Origin of the sequence: Acinetobacter sp. 148, assembly GCF_031196675.1 — a bacterium.
Taxonomy (GTDB): domain Bacteria; phylum Pseudomonadota; class Gammaproteobacteria; order Pseudomonadales; family Moraxellaceae; genus Acinetobacter; species Acinetobacter baumannii.
Genome location: NZ_JAVIMT010000014.1, coordinates 114,062 through 131,023, shown reverse-complemented (window position 1 = coordinate 131,023; position 16,962 = coordinate 114,062). Strand labels below are relative to the sequence as shown.

At 38.4% G+C, this 16,962-nt stretch carries 12 protein-coding genes and 2 pseudogenes; 6 read left to right on the top strand and 8 right to left on the bottom strand.

What is annotated here, in order from left to right; all coding sequences use genetic code 11:
- From RFX69_RS02350 to RFX69_RS19375, 3 genes and pseudogenes are all read right to left on the bottom strand, one after another.
- Positions 1-3,447, bottom strand: a 3,447-nt coding sequence (locus RFX69_RS02350) for an ESPR-type extended signal peptide-containing protein (protein WP_309168596.1), incomplete at its 3' end; no start/stop codon positions are given.
- A gap of 556 nt (positions 3,448-4,003) precedes the next feature.
- Positions 4,004-4,135, bottom strand: a pseudogene (locus RFX69_RS02345) (outer membrane assembly protein BamE); the annotation flags it as partial.
- Positions 4,130-4,591 (bottom strand): annotated as a pseudogene (locus RFX69_RS19375) (ESPR-type extended signal peptide-containing protein); the annotation flags it as partial. The pseudogenes RFX69_RS02345 and RFX69_RS19375, both read right to left, overlap by 6 nt.
- A gap of 776 nt (positions 4,592-5,367) precedes the next feature.
- Between RFX69_RS19375 and lon the strand changes: the two are divergent.
- From lon to RFX69_RS02320, 4 genes are all read left to right on the top strand, one after another.
- Entirely contained in the window at positions 5,368-7,797 is a 2,430-nt protein-coding gene (lon, locus tag RFX69_RS02335; RefSeq protein WP_001292274.1) for an endopeptidase La, read from the top strand.
- A gap of 301 nt (positions 7,798-8,098) precedes the next feature.
- Complete coding sequence (gene rlmH, locus RFX69_RS02330) at positions 8,099-8,578, top strand: 23S rRNA (pseudouridine(1915)-N(3))-methyltransferase RlmH (protein ID WP_000702193.1); 480 nt, start codon at positions 8,099-8,101, stop codon at positions 8,576-8,578.
- A gap of 112 nt (positions 8,579-8,690) precedes the next feature.
- Positions 8,691-9,467, top strand: a complete 777-nt coding sequence (locus RFX69_RS02325) for a dioxygenase (RefSeq protein ID WP_000423001.1) — start codon at positions 8,691-8,693, stop codon at positions 9,465-9,467.
- A gap of 172 nt (positions 9,468-9,639) precedes the next feature.
- Positions 9,640-10,749, top strand: coding sequence for an META and DUF4377 domain-containing protein (locus RFX69_RS02320; RefSeq protein WP_272403615.1), 1,110 nt, complete (start codon positions 9,640-9,642; stop codon positions 10,747-10,749).
- A 55-nt stretch (positions 10,750-10,804) separates the two neighbouring features.
- Here the strand turns inward: RFX69_RS02320 and gdhA are convergent, their stop codons facing one another.
- Entirely contained in the window at positions 10,805-12,208 is a 1,404-nt protein-coding gene (gene gdhA, locus RFX69_RS02315; RefSeq protein ID WP_000972056.1) for an NADP-specific glutamate dehydrogenase, read from the bottom strand.
- A 271-nt stretch (positions 12,209-12,479) separates the two neighbouring features.
- Here gdhA and RFX69_RS02310 point away from each other — a divergent pair, with 271 nt between their 5' ends.
- Both RFX69_RS02310 and nth read left to right on the top strand, forming a co-directional pair.
- Entirely contained in the window at positions 12,480-13,271 is a 792-nt protein-coding gene (locus RFX69_RS02310; RefSeq protein ID WP_289332993.1) for an RnfABCDGE type electron transport complex subunit B, read from the top strand.
- A complete protein-coding gene (gene nth / locus RFX69_RS02305; protein WP_000279329.1) occupies positions 13,272-13,964 on the top strand; it encodes an endonuclease III in 693 nt (230 codons plus the stop codon).
- A 29-nt stretch (positions 13,965-13,993) separates the two neighbouring features.
- On the opposite strand, the gene RFX69_RS02300 is transcribed toward nth, so the two are convergent.
- The 4 genes from RFX69_RS02300 to RFX69_RS02285 all read right to left on the bottom strand — a co-directional run bounded on the left by RFX69_RS02300 (position 13,994) and on the right by RFX69_RS02285 (position 16,836).
- The gene (locus RFX69_RS02300) at positions 13,994-14,131 is read right to left on the bottom strand and encodes a hypothetical protein (RefSeq protein WP_000691574.1); all 138 of its coding nucleotides are present in this window, start codon (positions 14,129-14,131) and stop codon (positions 13,994-13,996) included.
- A 71-nt stretch (positions 14,132-14,202) separates the two neighbouring features.
- Complete coding sequence (gene adk, locus RFX69_RS02295) at positions 14,203-14,856, bottom strand: adenylate kinase (RefSeq protein WP_001220244.1); 654 nt, start codon at positions 14,854-14,856, stop codon at positions 14,203-14,205.
- 86 nt (positions 14,857-14,942) lie between these two features.
- On the bottom strand, positions 14,943-16,256 hold the full coding sequence (locus RFX69_RS02290; RefSeq protein WP_000895449.1) for a membrane protein: 1,314 nt from the start codon (positions 16,254-16,256) through the stop codon (positions 14,943-14,945).
- A gap of 61 nt (positions 16,257-16,317) precedes the next feature.
- Complete coding sequence (locus RFX69_RS02285) at positions 16,318-16,836, bottom strand: hypothetical protein (protein WP_001227325.1); 519 nt, start codon at positions 16,834-16,836, stop codon at positions 16,318-16,320.
- Between the last annotated feature and the right edge of the window lie 126 nt (positions 16,837-16,962).

The window sequence follows — 16,962 nt, the reverse complement described above, 5'->3', positions numbered from 1 at the left end:
AATCGGTTTAACCACTTCATTATTCAGGTTAGTTAAGGCATCACCGACATTGTTGGCATTAACTGTTGTACCATCAGTTTTAGTAGTGACATAAGTTGGTGAGCTTACTGCACCTGTAGTGCTGTCATAGCTTGCACCACCGCCCAGATTGTTGGCTGTGCTGTTGCCCAAGGCATCAGTCTTGTTGTTGCTTGAGGTACTTAATGCATCAAGCTGACTAACATTGACAGCATCAGTCGCATTGGTACCTGCCGCAACATTGGTAATCTTCTGATTACCCGCATTAATACCTGCAGTCGTTACACTTGGGCCACCAGTAATAGTTAAGCCACTGTTATCAACTTTAGTGTTACCTACTGTTAAGCTACCCGCATTGGTTAATGCAATGTTGTCATTCACATTGTATTTATAGGTATTGGTTGCTGAGTCATATACTGCTGTGGTGTTGGTTCCATCTGCAAAGTTAACCGTTTCACCCAACTTCACATTGTCAGCTGTACCACCATTGACACTAAAGTTCAGGCCTTTATCTGCTGTCGCTTGTGCAGCAGCAGCATTAGTCACTGCCGTGTTTGCCGTATTTTGGGCTGCTGCCGCATTCGTCACCGCTGTGTTTGCGGTGTTCTGAGCAGTGGTCACGTTCTGATTCGTGGTATTTAACTGACTACCATTCACTGCATCTGTTGATGTAGCAGAAATAGTTCCAGCTGTAACATTGGTAATCTTCTGATTACCCGCATTAATACCTGCAGTCGTTACACTTGGGCCACCAGTAATAGTTAAGCCACTGTTATCAACTTTAGTGTTACCTACCGTTAAGCTACCCGCATTGGTTAATGCAATGTTGTCATTCACATTGTATTTATAGGTATTGGTTGCTGGGTCATATACTGCTGTGGTGTTGGTTCCATCTGCAAAGTTAACCGTTTCACCCAACTTCACATTGTCAGCCGTACCACCATTGACACTAAAGTTCAGGCCTTTATCTGCTGTCGCTTGGGCAGCAGCAGCATTGGTCACTGCCGTGTTTGCCGTATTTTGGGCTGCTGCTGCATTCGTTACTGCTGTGTTTGCGGTGTTCTGAGCAGTGGTCACGTTCTGGTTTGTGGTATTTAACTGACTACCATTCACTGCATCTGTTGATGTAGCAGAAATAGTTCCAGCTGTAACATTGGTAATCTTCTGATTACCAGCATTAATACCTGCAGTCGTTACACTTGGACCACCTGTAATGGTTAGGCCACTGTTATCAACCTTGGTGTTACCGACCGTCAAGCTACCTGCATTGGTTAATGCAATGTTGTCATTGACATTGTATTTATAGGTATTGGTTGCAGGATCATACACTGCTGTGGTGTTGGTTCCATCTGCAAAGTTAACCATTTCACCCAACTTCACATTGTCAGCCGTACCACCATTGACACTAAAGTTCAGGCCTTTATCTGCTGTCGCTTGGGCTGCTGCCGCATTCGTTACTGCTGTGTTTGCGGTGTTCTGAGCAGTGGTTACATTCTGGTTTGTGGTATTTAATTGACTACCATTTACTGCATCTGTTGATGTAGATGAAATAGTACCTGCCGCAACGTTAGTAATCTTCTGATTACCCGCATTAATACCTGCAGTGGTTACACTTGGACCACCAGTAATGGTTAAGCCACTGTTATCAACCTTGCTATTCCCAACTGTTAAGCTACCTGCATTGGTTAATGCAATATTGTCATTGACATTGTATTTATAGGTATTGGTTGCAGGGTCATATACTGCTGTGGTGTTGGTGCCATTGGCAAAGTTAACCGTTTCACCCAGCTTCACATTGTCTGCTGTACCACCATTAACACTAAAGTTTAGGCCTTTATCTGCTGTCGCTTGTGCTGCTGCAGCATTGGTGACTGCCGTGTTTGCCGTATTTTGAGCTGCTGCCGCATTAGTCACCGCTGTGTTTGCTGTGTTCTGAGCAGTGGTTACATTCTGGTTTGTGGTATTTAACTGACTACCATTTACTGCATCTGTAGAGGTAGAAGAAATCGTACCTGCTGCTAAATTGGTAATTTTCTGATTATTAAGGTTTGCACCGCCATTTAAGTTACTTGCACCAGTAACATTTAATGAACCTCCAGTAGTTAAGTTTCCAGCCGTAACTGTCCCAGAGAAAACAGGTGCATCAGCCATTTGAATATTAACTGTGTTACCAGTCACAGCCGTTTTTAAGTTATTTCCAGAATAGGTTCCAGCAGTTGAACCTCCTCCAGTGATATTAAGTGTTGTACCTAAATTATTTGCTGAACTCCCTGTATTACCAGCAAAAGTAATAGGTTTAACAACTTCATTATTTAAATTAGTTAGCGCACCAGACACGGTATTAACAGGAGTATAAGTCGTTCCATCTGTTTTTGTTATTGTATAACTTGGTGGTGTATATACATCTGTTGCAGGATTATATGCTGCGCCACCACCTAATGCTGTCGTATTACCCACAGCACGATTGTTTACATCTTTTAACTGAGCAACCGTAACCGCATCTGAATCGGCAGCACCATCGGCTACGTTTTGAATACGTCGAGTATTTGTTGCTGAACCCACTGAAACAACACCATTTGTCGTAGATGCTGCAACATTTGTTATATATGAGTTGCCACTTTGTACCGTAGTTGTTGATCCTGCACCCAAAGCAACTGAATTTGTTACATTCGCAGTTGATCTTGGCCCGAGCGCTACACTATTTGCTGCTGAGGTTAAGCTGTTAGTTCCTATAGCAACACCATCAACCGCATTTGTGTCTACAGTCGCTGTATTACCAATAGCAGTAGCATTATTTGCACCACTGTTAACTTGAGCATTTTTCCCTATTGCCATTGCTGCTGTTGAACCAACAACTTGGCTCATCGCACCAATTGCGACACTGTAGCTAGAAGCACTATCAACTGCTGTAAAAGATGACCCTGTTGCCAAACCTTCTGCGACAAGATCTGCATCACTGTTATTTTGAAGTGCAATTGATTGCGCACCAGCAGCACTAGCTTGTCCACCAACTACTGTTGAGTTTACCCCTGTCGCATTTACATAATTTCCTAATGCAGTTGAATCTGCTGCGCTGGCATTTGCTCTTGATCCAACGGCTAATCCATTAGAATCATTTGCAGTAGCAGGAGTACCCGTATTTGCTCCTATTGCAATACCATTACTAATGGTTGGACTTGTATCGATAATTGAACCATACAAGTTTGTGTAGTCAGCCCACACATGTGAAACGGCTAAACAGGAGATGATAGATAATACAAGTGCCTTAGGTCTAAATTTCTTTTCTTTAGAAACAATCTCATTTTGCGAACCAGTTATTTCGGAAGAGGATGAAACAGAACCAGTTCTCGTTTTGCTTTTAGCTAATTCTGATACAACAATCCATGTACCAATAGAAGCATTCCATACCACTTTGTATATCTTATTCATATTCCCACCCGTAAACTTAACGCTTACATTTGTAAAGTTTTGCAATCAAAACAATTAAATTGCTTATTTTTTGTGAAAATATCTTTTTTATTTTGAGAAGTAAATCACATTTTTAAATATCAAAATCAAACAAAGTCACAACAAGTGATAAATATTGTTAACTTTTTCCATACTTAAAAAAAAAATAGTAATTTAATCAATTTTTTAATTTTTCTTAACGTTAAACATTAAAAAGACTGTTGTTACATTTTTTTACAATCAAGATGTTTTTTATCATTCAAATTCTTTAATTGCTAAAAATAAAACACAAGTTGCTGATATTTATATTATTTTTACATAAAAATAATATAAATTTAGCTAAGTTGTATTGATGGAAATTTAATATTTTCAATATATTAATATCTTTCACCGAAATATTAATATATTTTAAATACGAAATATTTTATAAAAATCATTAAAATTCAAATAAATAAAAAGATTTATTATGATTTTTCTTATTTTTATAACTCATAAAAGTAATCCTAAGAAATAGGATTACTTTTATATAGCAGATTATTTACCAGCTTATATTAACACGTCTATTTGGCGCTAAACATTGAATAAGTTGTGAACTATTGTTACTACTACACTGCTTGTATAAGTCGGTCTGGCTATTCGCCTGTATTTGTATACGGCTTGCATCAACACCTGAAATACCTTGAGTCGTCGCATAAGAACCTATTGCTGTTCCTAGGCCTTTCTCAACTACAGCCCCCGTACCAACACTGATTGCTCCGCCTTGTTTCATTGCGCCAGCATAAGCACCGGTAGAATTATTATATGGATTATTACGATTTGCGATGTTAGAGCCAGTTCGGTCTTGAGTTTGTGCCCCGCAGCCAATAGCAATATCTTTTTGATTAGCCGTATTAGCGTTTCCTTCACGACATGAAGTTGTACCAGAAATGGATGTTCCTTGGCCTATTCCCCCTTCGGTATTTGTCCCAGCAAAAGCATTTGGAGCAAAACAAATTACACCCGATAAAACTGCCGCTGATACATTTAAAGTTTTTGATTTAGTCTTTGTTTTACTTTTTGCAATTTCAGAGGTTGCAACCCATGCTCCAATCGAAGCATTCCAAATGACCTTGTAAACTTTATTCATAAAACTTCTCAGACAAATACCGAACTCAACGACCAATAAAAATGTACAAATACATTTTTAAAATTTTTGGCCCCAAAAAAAGAGGCGGCATCCTAATTGAATAAATTTAAAGGGTAAATATAAAACCGAAACAAAGATAAGAAAAATTGTGATTTTAATCACAAAATATATTTCTATAATTAATTTTAAGTTTTTGAATTACCTAAATAAAATTTAAATTATAAATATTGTGTATTGTTTTTGTTAATAATAAGTAACTTTATTTTAAAATAGAATAATAGCTCTAAATAAATGTTTATTTTTTATCAAATTAATTAAATATAAATATTTTAAAAAATCAATTTTACTTTAAAAAAATAGAATATTAGCTCTAAAAATAATATCTAATTTTATTTAAAATATATTATAAAAATACAGTTGTATATTATAAATTATAGTATGATTATTCTAATATCAGACAAATGATATAAATAATTAATATTTAAATATACTTAATAAAAATATGTATTTTAAAATTAAAACTAAACAAATAATTTTACTTACAAACAAGTCTTGCTCCAGTAAGAGAAGAAGAATTATTAAGTAAAAATGAGTAGCCGCTCTACAAAATTTTATTCTTCTTAAGAATTAATCTATTGATTCATAACATTTTTAAAAAAAAGTTGACTAAATTAGTCCTTTTTTCAACATTTTCTATTGTCATGCCCTTGTAATTTTTAAAATACACATCACTATAAAAAACATGGCAACCTCGTTGTCACTCATTAGGAGTGCCCATGTCTGAACTTATTATGAATGAAAAAACTGACTTAGAGCCTCAGGTTCCAAGTGTATTACCACTATTAGCCTTACGTGATGTGGTGGTTTATCCACACATGCAAATTGCGCTATTTGTGGGTCGTGAAAAATCGATCAATGCAGTTGATGTGGCTCGTAACAGTGACAATTTAGTATTTGTAGTTGCGCAAAAAGATTCGCTTACAGAAGAAATTGATCACGACAATTTATACCAGTACGGTACAGTCGCTAAGATTGTACAAGTAGTTAATCATGAAAATGATGAAAACTGCATTAAAGTACTTATTGAAGGCTTACATCGTTCTAAGTTGAAAAAAATTATCGATGAAGATAGTTATTTGACTGCCGAACATGAATTAAGTCCAATGACGATTAATGTAGATAAGGCAACGCAAGAAACTCGTTTACAAGAGTTACGTAACTTATTTGCTCAATATGCAGAAGCAAAATTACGTAATGCACGTGAACTGGTTGCTGCTGCCAACAAAATAGAAGACTTATTGCAATTGATGTTCTTCGTAGCAACTCGTGTGCCTCTAAATATTGAAATTAAGCAGAAATTTTTAGAGTACGATGAGTTTGAAGCTCATTTGCAAGAGTTGATGAACTACTTGATGAATCAATCTGCTGAACAGCAAATTGAGCAAACTTTACATGACAGCGTAAAACGCCAAATGGAAAAGAACCAACGTGAATACTTTCTAAATGAAAAAATGAAAGTCATTCAACGTGAACTTTCCGATATGAATGGCGGTGCTGAAGATGACGTTGCTGAAATAGAGAAACGTCTTGCTGAAGCTGATTTACCTGAACACGTACGTAAAAAAGCCGAAGCTGAGTTCCGTAAACTTAAAGCAATGCAGCCTGCATCTAGTGAAGCTGCTGTGGTACGTAACTATCTAGAAGTGATTCTAGATACGCCATGGAACAAAGCGAGCAAAGTCAGTATTAACCTGAACAAAGCGCAAGAGATTCTTGATGCCGATCATTATGGTCTTGATGACGTTAAAGATCGTATTGTTGAATACCTAGCTGTTCAATCACGTGTGAAAAAACTCAAAGGCCCTATCCTTTGCTTGGTTGGACCTCCAGGGGTTGGTAAAACTTCACTCGGTGAATCAGTAGCGAAAGCAACAGGTCGTGAATTTGTTCGCATGGCGCTTGGTGGCGTACGTGATGAAGCAGAAATTCGTGGACACCGTCGTACTTATATTGGTGCGATGCCAGGTAAAATCGTGCAGTCTTTAACAAAAGTTGGTGTGAAGAACCCATTGTTCTTACTCGACGAAATTGACAAGATGGCACAAGACTACCGTGGTGATCCTGCTTCTGCTTTGCTTGAAGTGCTTGATCCATCACAAAACAGTAAGTTCAACGATCACTATTTAGATCTTGATCTTGACCTTTCTGAAGTGATGTTCATCTGTACTGCAAACAGCATGAATATTCCAGAAGCCTTGTTGGACCGTATGGAAGTTATTCGTCTACCGGGTTATACCGAAGATGAAAAAGTTAACATTGCTGAGCGTTACCTTGTTCCTAAAGCAATTAAGAACAATGGCCTACGTCCAAAAGAGTTAACTATTCATGAAGAAGCGATTCGTGACATTGTTCAACGTTATACACGTGAAGCTGGTGTACGTAATTTAGAACGTGAAGTTTCTAAAATTGCACGTAAAGTCGTAAAAGAAGCAGTAAGTAAAAAATCTAAAAACTTACAGCTTGACGTTACCTCTGCCAATCTTCCTGAATACCTAGGTCCACATAAATTTGACTTTGGTATGGCCGAAGATGAAGCACAAGTAGGCCGTGTAAATGGCTTGGCATGGACTTCTGTAGGTGGTGAATTGCTTACTATTGAAGTTGCAGCTGTTAAAGGTAAAGGTAAATTCATTACAACTGGTTCACTCGGTGATGTAATGAAAGAATCAATTACCACAGCAATGACTGTAGTACGCACACGTGCCGATGAACTTGGAATTGAAGCATCTCGCTTTGAAGAAACTGATGTACACGTTCACTTACCTGAAGGTGCAACTCCAAAAGATGGTCCATCTGCTGGTTTAGCGTTAACAACTGCACTTGTATCAGCATTTACTGGAATTGCGATTCGACCAGATATTGCAATGACAGGTGAAACAAGTCTAGGTGGTCGTGCGATGCGTATCGGTGGCTTGAAAGAGAAACTTCTTGCTGCACATCGTGGTGGAATCAAGCTCGTCTTTATTCCTCAAGATAACGTTCGTGATTTGGCAGAAATTCCAGACAATGTGAAAGAAGGATTAGAAATCAAAGCTGTGAAAAGCATTGATGAAATCTTACCTTTAGCATTAACTTCGATGCCAAAGCCTTTACCTAAAACACCGATTGTAAAACCGGTGGAAGGCTCAAAAGCAGCGCGTCACTAATTTAAATATAAAAAAAGAGGGCTTCGGCTCTCTTTTTTTTGTTACACAATTTGATTGAAAAATATCCAACCATCCTCATAATAAGAAGTAAGAGTAATTAATTCTATTATTTGCTCTTGTCTATCTTATGTCACAGATAGCCTTGTTTTTATTCTCTATGATCATCTGAACTCCAGACAGATGATCATTTGATCGCAGTCCAACACCGTTTTTTGGACTGCGTTTTTTATGCCCACTTACTCCCCCGCAGTTAACCTCTCCTCAGGTATAATGTGCCAGCTGTTTTGACTGAATAGACAACATGAAAATTCGTATTCTGACCATTGGTCAAAAAATGCCTGCTTGGGTACTTACTGGTTTTGAAGATTATTTCAAACGCATCCAGCCTTTTGTTCAAACTCAGGTTATTGAGCTCCCAATGGCAAAACGCGGTAAAAATGATTCAGAAGCAGATATTTTAAAATACTGTCAAATCGAGGGTGAAAGTATTTTAAATGCTTTAAAACCGAATGAAACCTTAATTGCTCTTGAAGTTGGTGGACGCGAGCTCAGTACAGAAAAACTAGCAGACACCATGAAACAATGGATGCTTGAAGGTAATGATGTGGCACTCGCTATTGGTGGCCCAGATGGCTTGTCAGATCAAGTACGCAAAGCCGCTGCTTGGCACTGGTCACTTTCAAAACTTACCATGCCGCACCCTTTAGTACGTATTTTATTAATCGAACAACTTTACCGAGCAATGAGTATTAATCATAATCATCCTTACCACCGTGCATAAAAAGAACAAACGTTTCATTTTAAGAACAATACGTTGAAATCAGGATACTTTTAACATGTCCTGATTTTGGCATAATGACTATTATTCTGCTTTTCAACTCAGGTGTAATGAAATGGAACTACAAACCCTTCCCGGACTGTTTATTTCACATGGTTCACCCATGCTTGCACTTGATCCAGAACAAGTGGGTCCTGCCTTACATCGTCTTAGTGTAAATCTGCCTACTCCAAAGGCAATCATAGTGATGTCTGCTCACTGGGAAAGTAAAGCACTGGAAGTAAGTAGTTCGACTCGTCCGGAAACTTGGCATGACTTCCGTGGTTTCCCGCCAGAGTTGTATGAAATTCGCTATAGTGCCCCCGGTCAACCCGAACTTGCAGAAGAAATTTTGAAGTTGTTAGCAGATGCTCATTTTGTCGCACATGCCAATAGCACTCGCCCTCGTGACCACGGCGTATGGATGCCTCTTTTACATATGTATCCAGAAGCAGACATTCCTGTCGTTGAAATTTCTTTACCTATGGGCCTAACTGCACAGGAAATTTATCGGATTGGCCAAACGCTGGCACCTTTACGTGAAAAACAAATTTTACTGATCGGTTCTGGAAGTATTACCCATAATCTTGCTGAACTGTCTTGGCAAGGTGACAATTCGAAAGTACCTGAATGGGCTTCAACTTTTAGAAATACAGTAGTCAGTAAGCTGAGTCATCAAGACTATGATGGTGTACTAGAGTGGCAAACCCTGCCTTTTGTGAAACGTAATCATCCTTCACTTGAGCATTTTGCACCTTTGTTTTTTGCTATGGGTACGGGACATCGTTTTACGATTGTTCATAGTAGCTTCACAATGGGCTCATTAGGTATGGATATATACCGCTTTGATTAATTTTTGGAAAATACCCCCGTTTTGCGGGGTATACCACTATTTTTGTTGAAAAATAGAATAATTTACAAACTTATACATTTTAAAAACCGAAACAATCAAATGTTTACATTTTCTTTTTTTAAGAATGTTTTAAGCTTAGTGCTGTTGTTTTTTTTACTTGAAGTTTTTTTAAATGAAAATTAAATATTTAATTCTTGCGTTATTACCTTTTTCTTTGATGGCGTGTCAAACAGTTTCAAACACTCAAGCTCCAATTGTATCTGAGCAACAACAAAATTTGGCTACTACTTTAAGTGAATATGCTTGGACTTATCAAAATGTAAAAGCATCTAAACCACTTATTCTTAACTTTAATGCAGACGGTAAATTAGCAATTAACACTGGCTGTAATGGCCAAGCCGGTACTTGGAAAGTTGAAGGCAACCAACTTGTAACTTCTCCACTTGCATCAACAATGATGGCTTGCCAAGACGATTTAATGAAACAAGAACAATTGTCTAATAGCATCTTTAGTGAAGCGAAATTGCCAATCGAAATTAGTAATAACAATGGTCAGGTAATCTTAAGCGTGACAGATAAAGCAGGTCAAAAGCATATTTTCCAAGGCGCAAAAGCAACTAATACTCAAGCTTTAACTGATTATTCATGGTCATACCAACCTGAGAATACTAAAAAGCCGATTGTTCTTAACTTTACAAACGACCGTTTATCGATTGATACAGGTTGTAACCGCCAAGGCACCACTTGGAAAGTTGAAAACAATACGATTGTAACGACTGACGTCATGTCAACTATGATGGCTTGTGAACCTGCTTTAATGAAACAGGAACAATTCTCTAGCAGCCTGTTCCAAAAACGTGCGATTCCATTTGAACTCAATACAACAAATGTTGATCAACCAACATTGACAGTAGCTGATGCTCAAGGCCAGAAATATACTTTCACAGGTAAAATGACACCTGAAGCAAAATATCAATCTGAAGGTAAAACTGTTTTCCTTGAAGTAGCGCCAGAAACTAAATCTTGTACGGGTGTTGCACCACAAACTTGCTTGCAAGTTCGTGAAGTTAAATATGATGACAAAGGCGTAAAAACTTACGCTGACAAAAACTGGTCATTATATTATGGTCAAATCGAAGGTTTTGAACACAATCCAAACCAACGCGTAATCTTACGTGTAAAACGTTTTGAAGTGAAAAATCCAGCAGCAGATCAATCTAGCCAAGCAGATGTGTTAGATATGGTTGTAGAACAAGAACTCGTTAAAAAGCCTAAAAAATAAGTTTTAGACTAAAAAAATCCGATGCTTTTGCATCGGATTTTTTTATTTCTATATTTTAATAGATACCTTGTGCAAGCATCGCATCAGCAACTTTTACAAAACCAGCAATATTGGCACCATCTACATAATTCACAGTACCATCTTCTTTAGTACCGTATCTAACACAATTGGCATGAATATCTTTCATAATTGCATGTAAGCGTTCATCGACTTCAGCATGTGTCCAGCCTAAACGAATCGCATTCTGAGACATTTCTAAACCAGACGTTGCCACCCCACCTGCATTAGAAGCTTTACCAGGCGCATACAAAATCTTAGCTTCAATAAAATGCTCAACAGCTTCAAGTGTAGATGGCATATTAGCGCCTTCAGCCACACAAATTACCCCATTAGCGATGAGCGTTTTGGCATCTTCGCCAGTTAATTCATTTTGTGTTGCACATGGTAAGGCAATATCTACAGGAATATGCCAAGGCGTCTTCCCTTCAAAATATTCAAAGCCATGCTTAGAAGCAAATTCTGAAATACGGCCACGCTGGATATTTTTGAGTTCCATAACTTCAGCAAGCAACTCATCTGTAAAACCATTTTTTAAATAAACGGTACCATTTGAGTCCGATAGCGTAACCACTTTTGCACCTAAGAACATTGCTTTTTCAGCAGCATACTGCGCAACGTTTCCAGAACCAGATATCGAAACGGTTTTACCAGCAAAAGACTGCCCACGTGTTTTTAGCATTTCTTCTGCAAAATAAACCGTACCGTAGCCTGTTGCTTCAGGGCGCATTAAGCTACCGCCAAATGAAATTCCTTTACCTGTAAACACACATGCCGTGTCATTACTGAGCTTTTTCATCATGCCAGCCATATAACCTACTTCACGTGCACCCACACCAATATCTCCAGCAGGGATATCGGTATTTGGACCTAAATGACGGTAAAGCTCAATCATAAGTGCCTGACAGAATCGCATAATTTCAGCATCAGATTTACCTTTAGGGTTAAAATCTGAACCACCTTTTCCTCCACCCATTGGCAAAGTTGTAAGTGAGTTTTTAAAAGTTTGCTCAAACCCTAAAAATTTTAAAATAGATAGGTTGACCGACGGATGGAAACGCATCCCCCCCTTGAATGGACCAATTGCTGAATTGTATTGAACACGGAAAGCACGGTTAACTTGAGTCTGCCCTTGATCATCCATCCATGAAACGCGAAATTGGATCACACGTTCTGGTTCCACCAAACGTTCTAGCAACCCCTGCTCGGCATATTCTGGATTTTTTTCAATAAATGGCCACAAACTCGTCATTACTTCTTCGACAGCTTGTAAGAACTCAGGTTGATGCGGATCACGCGCTTGCACGTAATTCAGGAATTCATTCAGGTTGTTATATTTCAATGCACGGTCCTCAGCATAGTAATGAATTAAATTGGTGCAATACATTTTAAAATGCATCATTTAGCAGCAAAATATTAAATCCCTTTCCATCAATTTTAACAATAGTTATTTTAAATTATTTTATTTTTCTTAATTATCATAAACTTATTTTTAGAAAAACTGTCTAACAATCAATAATAGTCATTTATCTTTTCACTTTTATTGATCTATTATTGTGCAATATTGGCGACATTTTAGGTCAATCAAAAAGCCAATAAATTCGTTAAAATCCATTGACCTTACTTAGGTTTTTCTTCATTATCGCATCGTTTTAAGCAAGCTATTTTCCTCTATGAATCCATCTATTTCTCTCATACGCGAGATTGATGCGTTATTACCACAAACACAATGTGGTCTGTGTGGGCACCGTGACGGCTGTCTACCTTACGCAAAGTCCATTGCTGAAGGTGAAGAAGCAAATAAATGTGTTCCTGGTGGACAGCCAGTGGCCGATGCACTGGCACAATTATTAAATCGCCCATTGTTACCTGCTGAAACGAGTGTCTGGCCTGTACAGGCGGATGGACGCCCACAACGTATGAAGGCAATTATTCGCGAAGATGAATGCATCGGATGTACAAAATGTATTAATGCCTGCCCAGTAGATGCCATTATTGGTAGTGGTAAGCTCATGCATACAATTTTGACTGATCTATGCACAGGTTGTGAGTTATGTATTCCACCCTGCCCAGTTGACTGTATTGATCTAGTCGAAGACACTCAAGCATTGCCAAGCGAACAGCAACGCATTGCGGAACAAAATGATTTACGACAACGTTATTACGCGCATATTCAACGTGAAGAAAAACGCCGTATTCACCGTAAAGGCCCTGTTGTACGTGCTGAAATAGATACCCAGCTGTTTGCACAGTTCTCTCAAGCACTTGATGATTTACCTTCAATTGAGCTCATCGAGAAGCCAAAAGAAGCGATTGTAAACGATGCAAAAACCACAATTGAATTAGCGAAAATTCGTACACAAATTAAAAAGTTGGAAAAGCAGCTCAGTGTTCGAGAAGATGCCAAAAAGCGTCTTCAAGTTGATGAACTACAACAGCAACTCATTCAATTACAGGAGGTCTGAATGGCCGTCAAAAATATGACGAAAAAGCAGATTCAAATTTTCTTTGAACGCCTTCGTGAACAAAGACCTTCTCCACAGACCGAATTAAAGTATTCATCACCATTTGAATTGCTCATTGCCGTTATGTTATCGGCGCAAGCAACCGACGTTAGTGTCAACAAAGCAACTGATAAGCTCTATCCTGTTGCGAACACCGCTGAAAAAATCTATAACTTAGGCGTAGACGGGTTAAAAGAGTACATTAAAACGATTGGTCTTTATAACGCAAAAGCCGAAAATGTTATCAAGACCTGTAAGATTTTAATGGAGCAGTTTAACGGTGAAGTTCCAAGTAACCGAAAAGATTTGGAAGCTTTGCCAGGCGTAGGCCGTAAAACAGCCAATGTAGTTTTAAATACTGCATTCGGTCAGCCGACAATGGCTGTCGATACCCATATTTTCCGTGTTGGAAACCGAACGGGCTTAGCAATAGGTAAAAATGTTCTTGAAGTTGAACACCGCTTAGTAAAAGTCATTCCTAAAGAATTTATTTTAGATGCACATCACTGGCTGATATTACATGGTCGTTACTGCTGTATTGCCCGTAAACCAAAATGTTCAGAGTGCGTGGTTGCTGATGTATGTAACTGGCCGGACCGCTTTGAGTTTGGTGCTCAAAAACAAATTGCGGTTAAAAATATTGAGGCAGAATAAAAGTTGGGTATAGCTTATACCCAATTTGGTTACTTTAAACGCTTTTGCTGTTTTCTTTCTTCTTTCGCTTGTTTTTGTACTTTTCTCAGCATTTTGTAGCTTTGATACAGTAAAAATAACAATAGTGCCAGACTCAGCAATACCACCAAAATCAAAATGATTTTCAAATCATTCTCCTGCACTTAATGAAAGAAAAGAGCCCTCACAAAGAGGGCTCGGTATTACAAATAATATTAAATTATTTGTCTAAGATGTTGAACAAATCTTTTTGTACATCTTCAATTGTACGCAAGCCATCAAGCTTGTCATAAGTTGGCGCGTTTTCACCAGAAGCAGCACGACCTTGGTAAAAACCAACCAATTGTTCTGTTTCAGTGTGATAAGACGCTAAACGCTTACGGATTGTTTCTTCTTGGTCATCTGGACGTTGAACAAGATCTTCACCAGTTTCATCATCTTTACCTTCCACTTTAGGTGGATTGTATACAACGTGATAAACACGACCAGAAGCAGGATGCTGACGACGACCAGAAAGACGTTTTACGATTTCTTCATCAGGTACATCAATTTCGATTACATGATCAATGCTGATCCCTTCTTTTTCCAAAGCTTCTGCTTGAGGAATAGTGCGTGGAAAGCCGTCGAAAATACAACCATTCACGCAGTCAGGTTGAGCAATACGTTCTTTTACTAAACCGATAATGAGTTCATCTGAAACTAAACCGCCAGATTCCATCACACTTTTAGCTTTTAAACCTAATTCAGTACCTTCACGAATTGCAGCACGGAGCATATCACCGGTTGAAATTTGTGGGATATTGTAGCGCTTACAGATCAACTGAGCCTGAGTACCTTTGCCTGCCCCAGGTGGTCCGAGTAAGATAATGCGCATAAAAAACATCCTCATTTAAAACAATGAATGTGAGGTCTGGCAGATTTAGTTTCATTGATCTTCAATAGATCCTGCCCGACTTCGAATTATAAGAAAGCCACAAACAAATGTATTGTACCAGCAATAAATCCGGTTACCCCACCTAGTACAATAAGAATCCACTCGTCCTCTTGAAATGCTGGACGTAACAAATTCTGAAACTCTTTTGGTGTTAGTTCACGAATACGCTCTTTAAACATTTGAAAAATCTTCTGTGCCCGGCTTGCATTTAGTGCAGGGTCACATACCGGTCCCATCGTAATTTCAATTGAACGATCAATCAAGTCCGTCTTTAACCTTGCATACTCTCTTGGGCCTAAAGAAAGCTGTAAAGATGTTCGAACAAGTGGAGTTTCCATGATTTCGTTAATATGACGTTTAACAATACGACGCGTTTTGTCCTTGCGTGAACCATACATCATTTCTGTCATAATTGATTTTAACGTAATCAGATCTTCTGTCACTACGCTTGAGAAGACTTCTGAAACTTCTTCTTGACGCTTCATGAAAGCCCCTTGAACATTATAAGTACCAATTCGTAAAACAGGTACAATCCAAGGGAACTTACGATCTTTTGTTAATCTAAATATTTGCGGATAACGAATGTAATGCGGTTCAATCGGGTTAAATACCATCCAGATTGCAATCCAGTTAGTTAAAAAGCCCCAAATAGACGCCCAAAACGGTACTGTCCAATGCCAAGGCACCACAAACCAGACCACCATTTGGAAAACACCAAAGAACATCCCGATTAGTGCACTAATATGCCAAATAAAGTTGATTTCTTTTTGTCCAACTTTTAAAAACATACGTACCATTAAACGGCGATCACCTTCCATTTGGCTCACCACCATTTCACGCATATCAACCAGTGACTCAACGTTCATAGTCAGCTCAGTCACTAATTCTCTAAGTACACCTGGTAATTGCTTATGCGCTTGAGCATAAATACGGCGTTTAATCGAATAAGGTAAATTTTCCCAAAGCACTGCATTACGATCGATCATCACTTCATCAATCAAATGCTCAAGTTCAAATCCGACTTGCTCACCAATAATACGCGCCATGTCTTCAGGGTCCATTGCCTCTAAAAACTCACGCAAAGAACCTAACTTGGATAAAGTATTATCGGTAATAATTCCAGAGATACGTCCAGCTTTACGTGGCACAATACCTTGCCAGCCGACTGGTAAAGGACCTAAATGAAATCCCCAAAACTTGATTGGGTAAAACACCATTTTTAAAGCCATCCACACATGTGCCCATGTGACAAAGGCAGTGACCGGAATGATACTCAAAACGGCCCAAAAATCAGGTCTGTGTAAAAAGGTCTGCCACAATCCGCTGACGTACTCTAACATGTAAGACTCTCGTATTTATTTGTGCTCTGCTTATGGCGAGTTAACGATAAACTGCTTTGTTTTATAAACCAAAACTTAGAGAATAAGAAAATTGAATTTGTGGTTTAGTATCTGCAGCAACATCACCATTCTGGTCCGTTAATTTTTCCGCTGCGCCGATACCCACACTAAACGTACTAATTCTTTCTGAATTCAACAATACATATGCCAAATCAACACCAGCACCTAAACGAGATTTATAATCTCCATCAACCGATTTGCTATCAAGATGTCCAGCGTAAAAGCCAATATAGTAACCATTTTTATCTGTTCCAGTAAGGTAGTACGGATAGCGGAATCCGACTTGCCCTCCAGCAGTTTTATCGCCATTTAAAAATGCACCAACTTTTGCGTAAGCAATTCCATAAGGATTTACCCACTCACCATTGAGATGTAACAATTTTTGTGTAAAACCGGCGCCTACATTCCAGGTAGATGCTTTATGATCTGCTAATTTTGCTTCTGGAAGAAATGAGTAATCTTGCGCATGTGCCCAACTGCTTACTGTCAAAACTGCAAGTAAGGGATAAATTTTTCTCATTATTTTCTCCATTTTCCCTAATCGTATGGTGAGAACAACCCTATTCTATTGAATGAGAGACTTTAACAGAATTATTTTGGTTCTTATATACAAGACTCTACAATTTTGTTGTCTACAAAGTCAAAA